The following is a 16,879-nucleotide window of genomic DNA, read 5'->3' on the forward strand; positions in this document are numbered from 1 at the left end:
TTCTCACATAGAAATAACAATTGCAGTTGCTTGGTTCTTTGTTCTGTCTCATTATACCCAAAGTTATATTATTTTAAAGGTTTCATGAACATTTGTTATATTTGTCATCATAAAATTGGGGTCTTTAACAAATTAGCCTGAAACACAATTATTTTTTAAGCCTCGCTATGCCCAACCTGCATTGCATGAAAAAACTGGATAACCAGTTTTTCTGTGTTGGGTCCCTTCCTAGGGTGCTGTCTCAGCCTCCCCAACTGGCATGGTTTGTAGAAACTGATTCATCAGTTTCTTTGTGTTGGGGCCCGGGTCTTCGACTAGCACTGCTTCCCCAACTTGCACATTACAGTAAAAATTCTATTTATAGAATTTTTCTATGTTGGGGCCCGGTCCCTCAGGAGTCTCGGCTTCAAATTAATTTTCGTTTTAAATTATTCACTTTCTATTTATCAGTCCAAAAAAATAGAGAACCTAAAATTGACATATTCAGACACAATTAAAAGCCTCTTACTTTAATATGTTGTAAGAGGCTCATATTTACATTATCGATGATGATTATTTAACTTTACCAGTTTCTGGATCAAATTGCTTAATTGATTGTGTTCTCAATTTATCTTTTTGTTGGTCTGTTAGTTTACTATTATTGTTATAAATTGTAGATTCCCAACTACCGTACATTGGATTAGGGAAAATAATGTATTTTTTACCGAAATCATCTTTATGTTTGTTAATCAAGTCTTCACGAGATTGTGCTGTTGCTTCTTTAGGATCCGTGAAATCTAATAAGTTATCACCAAATAACATCACAAGTTTATGATGTTTCTCAACTTGCTGTCTACGAGGTTCTTTACTCTTATCATCTTTACCTTTTAGTAAAATATGACTTTTTTTAGCTTGAGGAATATCTTCTTTTTTCAAGTTACGTTGTGTCGCTTTTAAGTCTTTATCTTTATCTCTGTCTGATATGTAATAAATATCTACACCTTTATCATCGGCATATTTTAAGAACTCTTTCGCACCATAAACAGGTTTAGCTTGAGCAGATTGAACCCATTCATGCCATCCTGCTGGAAAAGCTTTGTTATGTACTGATGCATAGCCTTGGAATGGTGAGTTGTCTAATACTGTTTCATCCAAATCTAATGCAATTGCTAATTTATGTTTGCCTTTATTCTTTTTAATTTCTTTATCAAGTTGAACTTTAGCACTATTATATCCTTGTAAATATAATGCTTTAGCTTCAGCAGAGTTTTGATACCAAGCAACTGCCATCGTATTTTCTTTACCTAAGTTAACTTGTTCTGTGGATGTAGTTTGTTTTGTCTGTTGCGTTTGTTCTATGTCATCGGAACTTTTGGCCAATGCCGTTGAATGTGTCGCGATAGGCGCTGACATTGTGACAGCTACAGATAAACCGATTGCCGCAACTGATTTTGTTAATTTAGTCATCGAATCACCTCATCTAAGAATTATAAAATACAATTAAAATTATAAATGAAATTGAACATCTTATGCAATTTTTACTTTAACAATAGTTTGTATTATGTTATTTTCTTTGATCATTAAACATTAGGTCTTTTAGAAGTACAATAAAAATAATTTTTTCGCTTTATTTTATAAAGACACAACTGCAGGAACTAATTAAAAACCAAAATTATATATTTAATGACAGGTCATATGACACTAGTAAGGGTGAGTAGTATTTCAAAACATGTATATTAAAACACAACAGTTGCTACTAATATCTTAAAGTTAATTATAGTGCGATTTGTGTCTAACTCTTTTAAGCACTTTTTACTGATCTAAAGCAATATTAATATGTGCTAAATGATGATTTTCATGCCATGATAATTTAGCAATGGTTTCCCCAACTGTTACTGTACCTTCATCTTTTAACTTAAATGTACGATCAAGTTGTGCTAAATCAATATCTTTAATCACTGCAACAATTCTTTGATTCAACGCCCCTAATAACTGAATTGATATATATATTGGTAAATCATTATCTTCCATTAATACCCATTGATTTTGATCAAATGGTGGTATTTCTGGATTATCATCAGTTAAAGCTAATTTCAATCTTTGATACATATTTAATTGTGAATCTGCAATATGATGAACAAGCTGTTGCACTGTCCATGCCCCTTGTCTATATGTTGACTGAAGTTGACTTTCCTTTATATTGTCAACAGAATGTTGTAATCGTTTAGTATATTCTTCAATATCTTGTGACCATTGTCGCAAATGATCCTCTGTAATTGTTTGCGGAACTTGTAATTGGCCTATAGGAAATCTTACGTCCATGTCATTCTCCCCCTTATTCATATTTAACATTATCTTATAACTTTATAAGTTCTAATTCAATTCGTTGCTAACTGCATTATCTTCCTTGTCATTCATCACAACTTAAAACAAATCATTTTTATAATATAATTCAGTGACAAATCAACTCATTATGAGTTAATATTCATTTTTAATAATGTATTACTATTGCAATATTCATTGTTTACTAATAAAATCAAATTGTTATCGTTTGAAAATTGATTATCGTCTTATTTTTCAGATTTTTTAAATTATTATGAATACATACAACTAGGAAGGAAATGACAATGAAAAAACAAGTTATTATTTCAGGACTCATGTTATTTTCATTATTTTTTGGTGCCGGAAATCTAATATTCCCACCTATGCTAGGTCATACTGCTGGCGAAAATATGTGGATTAGCATGCTAGGTTTTGCACTTACGGGTATATTGCTCCCCTTTATAACTGTAATTGTAGTAGCTTATTATGATGAAGGTGTTGAAAGTGTAGGAAATAGAATCCATCCGTGGTTTGGCTTTGGCTTTGCTGTCGTCATTTATATGTCTATCGGTGCATTCTATGGTATTCCAAGGGCAGCCAACGTTGCTTATGAAATTGGTACTAGAAACATCTTACCGATACATAACCAATGGACTTTAGTTATCTTTGCTGCAATCTTTTTTGCGATTGTTTATTGGATCAGTTTAAATCCATCAAAAATTGTTGATAATTTAGGAAAACTATTAACACCACTATTATTATTAATGGTAGCTTTATTAAGTATTGCAGTCATTATCAATCCGGAATCAGCATTAGGCGCACCACATGACAAGTATGTGGCACATCCATTCGTTTCAGGTAGTTTAGAAGGTTACTTTACAATGGATTTAGTTGCTGCATTAGCCTTTTCAGTAGTCATTGTGAACGGCTATAAATTTAAAGGTATGACTGACCGTTTAAAAATATTAAAATATGTCTGTTTATCAGGGTTAATTTCAGCTCTATTACTTGGCGTTATCTATTTTGCTTTAGCTTATGTTGGTGCATCTACAGCACCTGGCAATTATAAAGACGGCACAGATATTTTAACTTACAACTCATTACGTGTCTTTGGTTCATTTGGCGATATCGTCTTTGCGTTAACTGTTATACTGGCATGCTTAACGACGTGTATTGGTTTAGTCAATGCCTGTGCTACGTTCACTAAAAAACATGTCAACAAATTTTCGTATAAATCATTTGCTTTAGTCTTTTCAATTATTGGTTTCTTATTTACAACATTAGGCTTAAAAATGATCTTAAGTATTGCTGTACCATTATTAACCTTAATATATCCAGTATCAATTGTTCTTGTCTTAATTTCATTTATTAATATGTTCAGCTCATTCAGATTTAGTTGGGCATATCGTTTAGCAACAATTGTTACGCTAGTGATTTCAATCTTACAAATTTTAAATAGCTTTAACTTACTACATGGCTTTGTCTTAAATTGGTTTAAAGCCTTACCGCTAGCTAGTATCGATTTAGCTTGGTTAATACCTTTTATCCTATTTACGATTATTGGCTTAATTATTGACTTTGCTATCAAACGTCAACCTAATAGGACAGCATCGTAATAATTATGTAAGTTCGATTCTGAGCTGTTTGCTAATAAAAATACAGTTCATATTGATTGCGATATAGCACAGCAATACGTTCCAATCTACAATGCATAACAATCTTTAAGGTGAGACATATTTAATGTCTCATCTTTTTTAGGTTCTCTATTTTTCAGGATTGATAAATAAAAAGTGAATAATTTAAAATATAAATTATTTTGAAGCCAAGACTCCTGAGGGACCGGGCCCCAGCAAAGAAAAATTCTGTTAACAGAATTTTTACTATAATATGCAAGCTGGGGTGAGAGGCTTAAAAAAATAATTATGTATCAGTCCCATTTGGAAGAGAACCCTTTTTTATAGGTAATATCATTGAATTTCAATGCTTATAAATTATTAACAATACTCAATCATTTTCAAAATATAATCTTTGCTAATTTTACAAAGAATGTTTTTCAAAAAATATTTTGTGAAAACATTCACAAAATGATCTTTTCATAGTATACTCTCTATATTAAATGAAAAGTGAGGAACTAACATTGAAAGATAAACCAATAAAATGGGATAAAATATTTTACGGTGATGAGTGGGTTAATAGTGTTGTTGAAACTATTAAGACTAAAGATATATTACAAAATGTTTATTTCAAACGTTATTTATTACGTGCCATGATGGCAGGATTCATCATTGGTATTATTACTGTTTTCGTATTATCTGTTAAAGCAACACATGAACCTGATTTACCTGCTGGTATAGTAAATATGGCTGGTTCAATTACATTTAGTTTTGCCTTGGTACTCATATTATTTACCAATTCTGAATTACTGACCAGCAATTTTATGTATTTCACTGTTGGGCTATACTACAAAGTTATTAAACCAACAAGAGTATTAAAAATTTTCTTATTATGTTTTGCTGGGAATATATTAGGTGCTTTAATTCTATTTAGTTTTATGCGCTTTTCTAATGTTATGACACCAGAAATGCTTTCTCAATTATCATCCGTTATAGAACATAAAACATTATCTACAGGATTTTTAAGTATTCTAGTAAAAGCAATATTTGCTAACTTTTTCATTAATATTTCATTAGTTATTGCGATGCAAATTGATGATGTCTTAGCTAAGATGTTTGTCATGATGTTTGGTGTCACTATCTTTGCCTTTATGGGCTATGAGCACGTCGTTTACAATAGTTGCCTATTTATGGGTGGACTTATTTATCAAGTAGATACATTACATTTTATTCCAGCCATTTCAAACATCGTTGCTGCCTTTATTGGTAACTATATTGGCGGAGGCTTAATTATCGGTCTATTTTATGCTTATTTAAACGATCATAAACAATTTATTGATTAAAAGTAAGCTCATACCATCATTGTCTACTCTGTTAATCATATGACTTAGTAGATGGAAGTGGTACAGAAATAAATTTTATATAAAATTCATTTCGTAGATGCCCGTCTTGCACATTAATATAAAATCCACACATGGATTTTTGATGACGGCTCCCTTGCCCAACTATGCCCGTCTTGCACATATAAGAAAAAATTTTATTTTTAAAATTTTTCTATGACGGGTCCCTTGCCCAACTTGCATGGCATGAAAAAACTGGATAACCAGTTTTTCTGTGTTGGGTCCCTGCATTGCATGTTAGAGTTTCTGCTATCTTGATAGCTAGAAAATCTTATGCAGTTTATTATGTATTAATAAACTGTAAACCTATTTCAGATAACCAGTTTTTTGTGTTGGGTCCCTTCCACCCCGGCAAGACTGACTAGGTTTTCAAAATGGGATAAATCAACGTTTTGAAAACCAGACAGTTACTGCCAAATGCTTAAATTTTTAAGTGTAAAATACATTTTGTTCCAGGCTCCTTCTTTACTAGCTAATATCATACTTCAAGGTTCTATAAAAAATCCCAAACACTTAAACGTTTTATCAACGTCTGTGTGTTTGGGATTTGTTATATCTTATCTACTTTGTAAATATGAAGTTGGATCGACTGCGTATTGGTTACCGATACCACCTGACATACGTTGGAAATGAACGTGTGGGCCAGTTGAGTTACCAGTGCTACCAGAAACAGCAATTTGATCTCCAGCTTTCACTTTATCTCCTGCTTTTACAGTAACGCTATTATTATGCATATACCATTGATAGTTGTTACTGTTTGCTTCACGGATTGTCACTTGGTTACCACCACCATAGTTACTCCATCCTGCTTGTACAATTGTACCATCAGTTAATGAGTAAACTGGTGAATTCGCAGGTACATCAAAGTCTATACCGTAATGAGCACCACCGCCATGATAGTGACCAAATGGCTGTAATTGTCTACGACTAGTTAACCAGCTTGCATTAGATGCATGACCTTGTGCTGTAGCATGGCTAGTCGTACCTTGATTATCATTTGGTGTAGCTGCTGAACCATTTGCATTAGATGATGCATTAGTGTTCGCATTTGAAACTACTTGTCCTGAACTACCATTTGGATAATTTACGACACCAGTACCATCGTTACGATTATATGCATCACTGTAGTTTGATTGTGAACCATTTTGTTGGTATGTTGCATCAGGTCCCATATTTGGATTATAGCCATATTTTTCAATTTGTTCATGACTTTGACTTGCTGTGTAGTCATTATTATCTTCAGCTGTTACTGGTTGAATAGATGTGTGATGTGTTGTTGCTTGTTGAGTTGCATTGTTAGAAGCTACACTATTTGGATAACAATTATAGAAATAATGTGTATGTCCTTGTGCATCTACTAAAGTATAATCATATTCTTTATTATCGAACATGGATTGGTTCCAGTTACCGTCTGGCGTATGATGATAGTTTCCCATACTATCAACTGTATAATAAGTCCCATAAGAGACATCTTGTGTTTGCGTTGATTGCGTCGTACTTTCTTGTGATTGTTGGGCATTATTATTTAATTCAGCCGCATCAGCATGATGTGCTAAAGTAAAAGTAGCGAATCCCATTGTAGCGATTGTTGCTGCTGTTAATTTTTTCATTTATTAAACATCCTCCAATATTGTAATACGTAGTTATAGCTAAATCGTACTACACATATTAAGGTATTTAAAAAAATGAGTAAAGTAAATCTAGTTAAAATATCAATCTTTTAATATTTCTGTAAAATTACTCTACCAACATTACATTATCATTACTTTTATTATTGATTTTGTAATATTTGAATTATCGATAGAGTTTTAAGCAATTCTTTTACAAATTACTACTATTGTCCTCTATTCATCTTTAGTTGTCACAACTTTTAAAAAACTAGGATGTTGATCTTTATAGTCATCCAACCAATTAAGTTCTAATTGTTGCCATGATTCGTTATCACTATGTCGTTGATATAACCCATGATTATTTAATGCATAAAATAAACCGTCCTTATCTGGATCTGCTATCAATTTATGAATATAACTTTCTTCAAATGGTAAACCTTCATTCCACAATTGCCATGCTTCATTGTGCAATTTACGATAAACTGTAGCTTTTTTATTTGTTGGCATATGCGCTTCATATGCACTATGTGCTGCTGATACAATGATATCTTCAGGATTATGCGCATTAACTGCTAAACTGTATAAATATCGATGCTTGATGCCATCACTTTTGAACGTCCATGTCTGTCCATCGTCTTGACTTTCAGCATAAGAATGTCCTGCAGTTAACATCCCATCACCACAAGCAGCATATAATCTACCTGGTACCATAGGGTGATTACGTAATGTATGAATATCTCTCGGACTCGGCTGTTCATCATCTCGCCAAGTATGACCACCATCTATCGTTCTAATCACTGCACCGAATTCAATAGCAACATTTAATATTTGATTATTAACATAACTTCCTGCGATTGCTTGAACATGATGGGTTTCAGGACGCGGTGGAAATTGCCAACGTGATTTAGATGGTAATGATTGGATTGCTTCAAACTCTTTAAATGTTTGCCCTTCGTCATGCGAATAATATAAAGCACTTTGTTCAGTTCCAACATATAATATATTCGTAGTGTCATCTATATAAACTGCTGTCATATATGCAGAAGCAATTCCATTACCAAAATTAGGTGTATAGTATGAGTTACTTTGTCCAATCGCTTCAAAGTGTTGACCAGCATCTATACTCTTCCATAAGCCATTACCATATGTCGTACAATAAACGATATTATGATCTTTAGGGTCTATAGCGATACTTGTTGGATTCGTCCCTTTAAAGTGTCTCGTTACTTGATATCCTTGTGTTGTTTCTGTAATCACTAACAATTCTTTTTCTAATCCTGCATAAAATGTTTTCATCTAAATATCTCCAAATCTCTTATGTATTTTTTATGACTATATTTACCCCAAAAATGGAGAGGAACAGAAATAGTTTTATGAAAAATTATTTCTGTTCCTCTCCGGCAAGACTGACTAGGATTATAAAACGTTGATTTATCAATACTTTATAATCCAGACAGTTACTGCCAATCGTATTATATTAAGCATAGAATACTTTGTACGATTCTCTATATATTCCTGACATTATAAAAATTGGCCGTGTTCATATATGACACGTTCTTTTTGTCCTTTGATAAATTGTTCAAAATTATTATTATGAAAATCTGACTCCAACAATTTAGATGTTTCATATTGCAATAATTCTTCATTCGTTTCTATGGTCATTTTTCTATAAAGCACACCATCTTTGAGTGCTACGCGGTTTATTTTTTGATAGTCCAATTCATTTGTCGTTCTTACTTCATAATTTTTAAATCCTACCATGATGACTACTAAGAAATCTTCACCAAAATAAAATATTTCTAAATCATCACGTTTATGTTGCCCAATAAGCAGTCTACCTTTACTAAACGTCTTTTGTGGATACTGTTGCTTTAAATAATCTAAGATTTCCGCTTCTTTTAAGTCTAATTGCATATTATGGCATCCTCTCTTTATAGTCGGATTTTTAAAACGCTTTACTACCTATAGACTACACTTATCGCATGGTTATAACAATGTATGACACAATTACTGCTAAGTGTCATTAACATGCTATTAGCTTAATCATTTAACTGTTGAATAGACATTTGCGGTTTAATATCATAAATTGTCATTTCTTGTCGACTAATTAACTCTTCCGTTAACATTAATTGTGTTATGGCATTACTATTATAATATTTCACATACACACTAGGATGCGTTAAATTTAATACCGTTTGATACATCGTATAATGACTGTCAGCATCAGCTGGTCTCACTATGCCTTTAGGTATACTTACAGCATCCAATAATTTAAAAGCATTTAAAATATCTAACGCTTGATCATTAGTTTGATCAATATTAGCTTTCAAAAATGCCATACGTACAAAGCGTTCAGATGACGTAAAACCACCTGGCAGTCCATATGTCCCTGATTCATTACCTAAATGTTCTATCGTTACGCCGTCAAAGTTAAAGTTGTCAGCAGTATAAGGTGATATATTGGCATACTGTCTTAAATGATTATAGTGCCACGCTAAATCAGGATGATTAGTTAACACGCCTAATGGGTTATCTGTCACAACGACACGACCTTCATCAAAAGATACTTCAACGGACTGACCTGTTGCATCTGAAACATGATAGTGTAGCGGTGGTACTTCTCCAATATCATTTAATACAATCGCAACAACATTAATCGTTGATGCTTGTTGTTTTAAATCTTCAATACTCGTTGTGTAACCTAAGATCCATGTTACGATTTCATTTTGAGTAATATTCATCGCTTGGTCTTTATGTTCAGTCGCATAAGAACTGAAACCACGGAAGTATTGTGTTGATAAAGCAACACCGTGCTCATTGACACCATCTCCGTAGATAAATCCTTCCATATCACTACCAGTACCGATAAATCCATACTTCGTTTGTCCTGTTGTACCTGTTCGTGATGTCCAATGATAATGTCTAGGTGTAACAGCTGGATAACCATCCAGTGGATAATCATAATCCATCGTTCTACCAAGTATGACTTGTCCATTTTGCGTTGTTATTGTATACCCTGTGCACATAATTATTTCTCCTTTATCATCAAATGTATATCACAATGTATTTCCCTACTTTTTAATTGATATTAATTCTCATTTATATGCTATCATATATTTAGTTATTGTGTTATGTAGCGCATCTTGAAGTTACTATAACACGGTATGTTAGTAAAAATAATAATTTAGAGGTGATTGTTTTGTCACAAACGTATCAACGATCTCAATCAAATATCATTATAGCGATTATGCTATCAGCGCTTACATATTGGTTGTTTGCACAATCTTTCATTAATATAGGTCCTTTAGTCGGCCAAACATATCATACGTCTCCAGGTATATTAAATTTATCTATTAGTTTAACATCATTTGCTACAGGTATCTTCATGGTTGCTGCAGGAGATATCGCTGATAAAATAGGTCAATTACGTATGACTTATATAGGATTAATGATAAATATTTTAGCGTCATTATTATTAATTATCTCTGGTTTAACTACATTGTTAATTATTGGTCGTGTGTTACAAGGTTTATCAGCGGCCATTCTTTTACCGTCTACAGTTGGTGTGTTAAATAATCAATTTAAAGGGCAACAATTAAGACGTGCCATTAGCTACTTAATGATAAGTACGGTTGGCGGTATCGGACTAGCGGGTGTTATCGGTGGTTTTATAGCGACTCGTCTCAATTGGCAAACTAACTTTATTATTAGTATCGTCATTTCATGCATAGCAATGATGTTACTTAAAGGTAGTAAAGATCAAATTACGAAACACTTGGATCGTGCACCTTTCGATTATATTGGAATGTTTATATTCGGTATTATAATAGGAAGTTTCACTTTACTACTGACACAAGGATTTGAACAAGGTTGGTTTAGCACATTTTCAATCACTTGTGCCATTGTTTTCATTTTAAGTGTGGCAGTATTTATCTTTATTGAACGCGGTAAGCACCATCCATTTATTGACTTTAGCGTCTTTCGTAATCGTCCATTTATTGGCGCTTTCATTAATAACTTTGTGTTAAATAGTGGCTTAGGTACGACAGTAGTATTTAATATTTATGCTCAAACACATCTGCATTTAACAGCTGAACAAGCAGGTTATGTTACATTGCCATATGCGATTATGGCGATGTTGATGATTCGCTTTGGAGAAAAAGCGACACTCAAATTTGGCGGTAAGTTGATGTTGATCTTAGGTCCATTGTTCCCTGCACTAGGTATTATCGGTATAACGATGACAACCTTGCCAACTTCTTATTATATGATTGCCGTTGTTGTAGGTTTCATTATCTGTGCGATTGGTAACGGATTAGTTGCTACACCCGGATTAACGATTGCTATTTTTAGCATGTCTGAAGAAAAAGTTGGTCTTGCGACAGGTATGTACAAAATGAGTGGTACATTAGGTGGTGCCTTTGGTATCGCATTAAACACGACAGTATTTGCAGCGTTACAATTACACTATGCATCTAGTACTGCAGCTACCATATCATTTATAGTGACGATTATCATGATGGCGATTGGTTCATTATCTGCTTTCTTCCTTATCCCTAAAAATGTTAAAGCCTAATTTAAATATTTTAATGCCGTGATATGTGACAAATTGTGACATATCACGGCTTTATGTTTATTTTTTACGATTCAGTTTATAACTATAGATGTATCTTTTTTAATTATGGCAATAGATATAGCATGTAGCGGATATTTTTTTGTAATATTCAGACAAAAATACTTTTAAAATTTGTTGAGTTGCACGATTATCTATTGTTTATAAACATTTATACTGTATGATGAGTGAATATATAAAAAATGAGGTCGAAAATTTATGGAAGAATTACAAATTAGTAAACGATTAATTATGACACCTGGTCCAGTTAGTGTTGACCCACGTGTGTCTCAAGCGATGTCTAATACTATTTTAGGACAATTTGATTATGAATTCGTTGACATTATGAACAAAACAATGTCATTAATCCGCGAATCTTTTCTAACACATAATCAATGGTCATTCCCAATTGACGGTACAAGTCGCGCCGGTTTGGAAGCTGTGATTGCAAGTATAGTTAAACCTGGAGATGTCGTACTAGTACCTATCATTGGTCGCTTTGGCTATTTATTCACAGAATTAGTTACACGAGCTGGTGGTATTGTTCATAACATTCAAAAGCCAATGGGCGAAGTATTTGAACAACAAGAAATTATTGATGCTTTAGATGAAGTTAAACCAAAAGTACTAGCAATTGTACACGGTGAAACGTCTACAGGCCGTTTACAACCTATTGATCAATTAGGTAAAGCATGTAGAGAACGTGGCATTTTCTCCGTTGTCGATGCCGTAGCTACATATTTAGGCACTGTGATTCCTGTTGACGATTGGGAATTAGATGCCGTTATTGGTGGCGCACAAAAATGTTTAGCTGTACCTTCTGGCATTACACCGATTACTTTTAATGATCGTTTTAGTGAAGAAATTAATAAGCGTAAACGTGTAGAATTAGGTATTACAACAAATGAAGATAATGAAGATGATACGTTTATACGTAGTAACTATTTAGATTTAACACAATTACAAGATTATTGGAGTAGCAAACGCTTAAATCACCACACTGAAGCAACAGCTATGCTTTATGGTTTATATACGGGTTTGCGATTAGCAATTGAAGAAGGTGTTCATGCACGAGCTGAACGTCATGAATATCATCACGAAGGTTTAAAACGTGCGTTAGAAGCATTAGGTTTATCTATCTTTGGAGATGCTGATAATGAAATGAAGATGGTTATTTGTGTCAATATTCCTGAGGGTATTGATGATGCTCAATTCAGAAATGGTTTATTACACAATTTCGGTGTAGAGATTGCTGCATCATTTGGTGAATTAACTGGTAAAATTTGGAGAATTGGTCTAATGGGTTATGTAGTGAATAAACAAAACTTATTATCTTTCTTATCTATTTTCTCAGTGTACTTACAACAACAAGGTGTAAAAGGTTTGGATCCTGCAAAAGCGATGCAAACATTAATCGATTATTATAATGACTAATTAATTCAATACGTCATGGGAGTGGGTCAGAAATCATTGTTTCAAAACAAATTATTTCGTAGCCCCAACCTCATGACGTACTTTTATTTTATCAATCCTTTTTCTCCTATCCATGAATCACTTAACATTCAACCAACAGAAGCTTACATGTTATGATATGACTAAAGATATTCTAAGGAGCGAAGTCTTATGACCAATCATGTTGTTATTTTAGGTTCAACAAATGTAGATCAATTTTTAACTGTTGAGCGATATGCTAAACCTGGTGAAACGTTGCATATTGAAGAAGCACAGCAACCCTATGGTGGTGGCAAAGGTGCTAACCAAGCTATTGCAACTGCTCGTATGAATTCACACACCACTTTTATCACTAAAATTGGTAAAGATGGTATCGCCAACTTTATGCTTGATGATTTTAACAAGGCTAATATCGATACGTCCTATGTCTTCGAATCTGAAGATACAAAAACAGGTCAAGCATTTATTACTGTCGATTCACAAGGTCAAAATATGATTTATGTCTATGGCGGTGCTAACATGACTATCGATGAGTCTGATGTGATGACAGCACAAGATGCCATTATCAATGCAGACTTTATCGTTGCACAATTAGAAGTGCCAATTCCTGCGATTACTAAAGCATTTGAAATTGCTAGGCAACACGGTGTCACAACTATACTTAATCCGGCACCAGCTAAAGATTTACCACAATCATTGTTGAAATTAATCGACATTATCATTCCTAATGAAACTGAAGCTGAAGTATTATCAGGTTTAGCTGTAACTGATGAGCAATCTATGATTGATAATGCCAATTACTTTTTATCTCTTGGTATCAAGACGGTCTTGATTACACTGGGTGAACAAGGTACTTATTTTGCAACGCAACATGACCATCAACTGATTAAAGCTTATAAAGTTAAAGCAATTGATACTACAGCTGCTGGTGATACATTTATCGGTGCCTTTGTCAGCAAGCTAACTAAAGAGATGGATAATCTAGCAGAAGCGATAGATTTTGGGAATAAAGCGAGCGCTTTAACTGTCCAAAAATCTGGCGCACAATCATCTATCCCACTTGCTAGTGATATCTCAAATAATTAACTACTGTTACGACACCATTAGAACATAGTTCAAGCAAGCTATACTGTGATTAACATGATCACGTTAGCCTTTGCTCACACTATGTTCTTTTTTGTTTCTGTAACAAATTGGACTGATCGTTTAGATGCTTTCTATTTACGTTTAATCAATAAGACAAAAATCAGAACATACTTTTATTAAACACTCTATTCCCCACCTCAACTGTTCTAACATTATTTTATAATTCACACTACATTTATATTTCTATATTTAAACTATCAACTTTAAAAAATATTCCGTACTTTATTATAATTTTTATATAAAAAATTACGTGTGAATTATTGTAATTTTCAGACAATTAGTGTAATGTAACTTTAGTGGTATAAAGGGTTAAATTAAATCTTGAATCTGACGATTGTCAGTTCAACAACAGGGGGAGATGTCATTTATGACAAACGAATTAAAAAGAGATTTAAGTAATAGACATATTCAATTAATCGCAATCGGCGGTGCAATTGGAACGGGTTTATTCTTTGGTTCAGGTAACACGATTTCAAAAGCAGGTCCATCTATTTTATTCACCTATATGATTGTTGGGTTCTTTTTATTTTTATTTATGCGTGCTATGGGTGAAATGTTATTAGCTAGAACTCATTTCAAATCATTTCCAGATATTGCACACGAATATTTAGGTCCATTCGCTGGTTTCATCGTCGGTTGGTCTTATTGGATGTCTTGGGTCATTACTGTTATGGCTGATGTTACGGCTATTTCACAATACATAAAATATTTCAATCCCAATATTCCAGCATGGTTAACATGTTTTTCAGTCATATTATTACTTTTAGCCCTTAATTTAACTAGTACAAAGGTCTTTGGTGAACTCGAATTTTGGTTTTCACTTATTAAGGTAGTAACGATTATTGCACTTATCGTTGTAGGAATTGTCATGGTCTTATTAGCATTTAAATCACCTTCTGGTAATACAGCAAGTTTTAGTAACTTATATTCACATGGCGGTATGTTCCCTCATGGTACACTTGGTTTCTTAATGTCATTCCAAATGGCAGTATTTGCCTTTACAGGTATCGAATTTATCGGTATTACAGCTGGTGAGACTAAAGATCCACAGAAATCTTTACCACGAGCAATTAACAGTGTGCCTTTACGTATTATCATTTTTTATGTAGGGGCACTCGCAGTGATTATGATGATCGTACCTTGGAATCAAATCAACCCAGCCAACAGTCCATTTGTAGGATTATTTGCTTTAGCAGGGATTCCCTTTGCAGCAACGTTAATTAATTTCGTTGTCTTGACTGCAGCTGCTTCATCAGCTAATAGCGGTATCTTTGCGAATAGTCGTGTCCTCTTTGGTTTAGGTGATAAGAAACAAGCGCCAGAAGCAATGCATCAATTGTCACGTAGAGGTATCCCGCAAAATGCCCTATTTGTCACATGTGGTTTAATCTCTATTACAGTTCTATTAAACCTTATTATTCCAAACGCCGAACAAGTCTTTGTCTACATTACGTCAGTAGCAACTTCAATTACACTCGTTGTATGGTCACTGATTGTTATTGCTTATATTAGTTATATGAAAAAAGATAAAGCACTACATGCTGCAAGTACTTTTAAATTACCAGGTGGTATTGTTTCTGCCTATGCAGTTGTCACTTTCTTTATCTTTATCATTATCGTCTTAATGTTCAATGCTGATACACGTATAGGTCTTATTTTATCTCCTATTTGGTATATTGGATTAACCATCGCTTATCATTTAAACAAAAAAAGACTACAACTTAATTAACTACATTGAGATAACAGCATGATTGATTAATCTTCAATTTGTTTCATTTCTAAAATTAATTTGTGACAAGTTATTGTAATTTTCAAAATATCCTAGCTTTCGTATGTGTTTATGCTATATTAGTGATAATGATTATCATTAAGGAGGCATATCATTATGTCGAAAGAAGCTGGACACACATTTTTAGCTAAATTAGGTAAGACTAGATTACGCCCAGGTGGTAAAAAGGCCACTGATTGGCTCATTCAGCAAGGTCACTTTTCATCTCAAAAACGTGTATTAGAAGTAGCATGTAATATGTGTACTACATCTATCTACCTTGCTCAAACTTATGGTTGCCATATCGATGCGGTAGATTTAAATAATAAAGCGTTAAATAAAGCACGTAATAATATTTCTAAAGCTAAGTTAGAGCATCTCATTGATGTGCAACAAGCAAATGCGATGCAACTACCATTTGAAGATAATTCGTTTGATATTATCTTAAACGAGGCAATGTTAACAATGTTGCCTGTCAAAGCTAAAGAAAAAGCTTTAGCTGAATACTATCGAGTATTAAAACCTGGTGGTGTATTGCTAACACACGATATTGTAATTACCAATGAAGATAAAAAAGACGCTATCATTGAGCAATTATCATCAGCAATCAATGTAAATGTGTCACCACAAATTAAAAATGATTGGTTAGCATTATATAACAATGCAGGCTTTAACAATATCAAATTTAATAATGGCCCTATGTCATTAATGACACCTAAAGGTATGATCTATGATGAAGGATTGTTAGGTACTGTTAAAATCATTAAAAATGCACTAAAAAAAGACAATAGACCGATGTTCTTTACAATGTTTAAAACAATGTCGAAATTGCGCAAAGATATGAACTATATCGTCTTTGCAGCTAAAAAATAATATAAATAAGGAGTTCTGAGACGCGTTATTCGTCCCAGAACTCCTTTTTATTGGTTCTCTATTTTTCAGGACTGATAAATAAAAAATGAATAATTTAATATATA

The 16,879-nt window shown here is 33.3% G+C and carries 13 protein-coding genes; 7 read left to right on the forward strand and 6 right to left on the reverse strand.

The window, feature by feature from the left end; genetic code table 11:
* Positions 1–552: 552 nt before the first annotated feature.
* Both CD113_RS03645 and CD113_RS03650 read right to left on the reverse strand, forming a co-directional pair.
* Positions 553–1,446, reverse strand: a complete 894-nt coding sequence (locus CD113_RS03645) for a 5'-nucleotidase, lipoprotein e(P4) family (RefSeq protein ID WP_002464961.1) — start codon at positions 1,444–1,446, stop codon at positions 553–555.
* A gap of 345 nt (positions 1,447–1,791) precedes the next feature.
* Positions 1,792–2,301, reverse strand: a complete 510-nt coding sequence (locus CD113_RS03650; RefSeq protein ID WP_002464960.1) for a YfiT family bacillithiol transferase — start codon at positions 2,299–2,301, stop codon at positions 1,792–1,794.
* Positions 2,302–2,606: 305 nt separating this feature from the next.
* Here CD113_RS03650 and brnQ2 point away from each other — a divergent pair, with 305 nt between their 5' ends.
* Both brnQ2 and CD113_RS03665 read left to right on the forward strand, forming a co-directional pair.
* Positions 2,607–3,917: a branched-chain amino acid transport system II carrier protein BrnQ2 gene (gene brnQ2, locus CD113_RS03660; RefSeq protein ID WP_002464959.1), complete on the forward strand. Its 1,311-nt coding sequence runs from the start codon at positions 2,607–2,609 to the stop codon at positions 3,915–3,917.
* A 521-nt stretch (positions 3,918–4,438) separates the two neighbouring features.
* Positions 4,439–5,257 (forward strand): formate/nitrite transporter family protein, encoded by an 819-nt coding sequence (locus CD113_RS03665; protein ID WP_002464958.1) that lies wholly within the window; start codon positions 4,439–4,441, stop codon positions 5,255–5,257.
* A 614-nt stretch (positions 5,258–5,871) separates the two neighbouring features.
* On the opposite strand, the gene CD113_RS03670 is transcribed toward CD113_RS03665, so the two are convergent.
* The 4 genes from CD113_RS03670 to CD113_RS03685 form a co-directional block, all read right to left on the reverse strand.
* On the reverse strand, positions 5,872–6,924 hold the full coding sequence (locus CD113_RS03670) for a M23 family metallopeptidase (RefSeq protein WP_002461555.1): 1,053 nt from the start codon (positions 6,922–6,924) through the stop codon (positions 5,872–5,874).
* Positions 6,925–7,158: 234 nt separating this feature from the next.
* The gene (locus CD113_RS03675) at positions 7,159–8,220 is read right to left on the reverse strand and encodes a WD40/YVTN/BNR-like repeat-containing protein (RefSeq protein ID WP_002461554.1); all 1,062 of its coding nucleotides are present in this window, start codon (positions 8,218–8,220) and stop codon (positions 7,159–7,161) included.
* A gap of 225 nt (positions 8,221–8,445) precedes the next feature.
* The gene (locus CD113_RS03680; RefSeq protein WP_002461553.1) at positions 8,446–8,838 is read right to left on the reverse strand and encodes a hypothetical protein; all 393 of its coding nucleotides are present in this window, start codon (positions 8,836–8,838) and stop codon (positions 8,446–8,448) included.
* Between the two features lie 125 nt (positions 8,839–8,963).
* Positions 8,964–9,950: a choloylglycine hydrolase family protein gene (locus tag CD113_RS03685; protein ID WP_002461552.1), complete on the reverse strand. Its 987-nt coding sequence runs from the start codon at positions 9,948–9,950 to the stop codon at positions 8,964–8,966.
* 221 nt (positions 9,951–10,171) lie between these two features.
* Between CD113_RS03685 and CD113_RS03690 the strand changes: the two genes are divergently transcribed.
* The 5 genes from CD113_RS03690 to CD113_RS03710 all read left to right on the forward strand — a co-directional run bounded on the left by CD113_RS03690 (position 10,172) and on the right by CD113_RS03710 (position 16,775).
* Positions 10,172–11,500, forward strand: a complete 1,329-nt coding sequence (locus tag CD113_RS03690) for an MFS transporter (RefSeq protein ID WP_050801492.1) — start codon at positions 10,172–10,174, stop codon at positions 11,498–11,500.
* Positions 11,501–11,755: 255 nt separating this feature from the next.
* Positions 11,756–12,970, forward strand: a complete 1,215-nt coding sequence (locus tag CD113_RS03695; RefSeq protein ID WP_002461550.1) for a pyridoxal-phosphate-dependent aminotransferase family protein — start codon at positions 11,756–11,758, stop codon at positions 12,968–12,970.
* 189 nt (positions 12,971–13,159) lie between these two features.
* Complete coding sequence (rbsK, locus tag CD113_RS03700; RefSeq protein ID WP_002461549.1) at positions 13,160–14,074, forward strand: ribokinase; 915 nt, start codon at positions 13,160–13,162, stop codon at positions 14,072–14,074.
* A gap of 427 nt (positions 14,075–14,501) precedes the next feature.
* The gene (locus tag CD113_RS03705; protein ID WP_002461547.1) at positions 14,502–15,863 is read left to right on the forward strand and encodes an amino acid permease; all 1,362 of its coding nucleotides are present in this window, start codon (positions 14,502–14,504) and stop codon (positions 15,861–15,863) included.
* 156 nt (positions 15,864–16,019) lie between these two features.
* Positions 16,020–16,775, forward strand: coding sequence for a class I SAM-dependent methyltransferase (locus CD113_RS03710; protein ID WP_002461545.1), 756 nt, complete (start codon positions 16,020–16,022; stop codon positions 16,773–16,775).
* Positions 16,776–16,879: the final 104 nt, after the last annotated feature.

Origin of the sequence: Staphylococcus simiae, from assembly GCF_002902085.1 — a bacterium.
GTDB lineage: Bacteria > Bacillota > Bacilli > Staphylococcales > Staphylococcaceae > Staphylococcus > Staphylococcus simiae.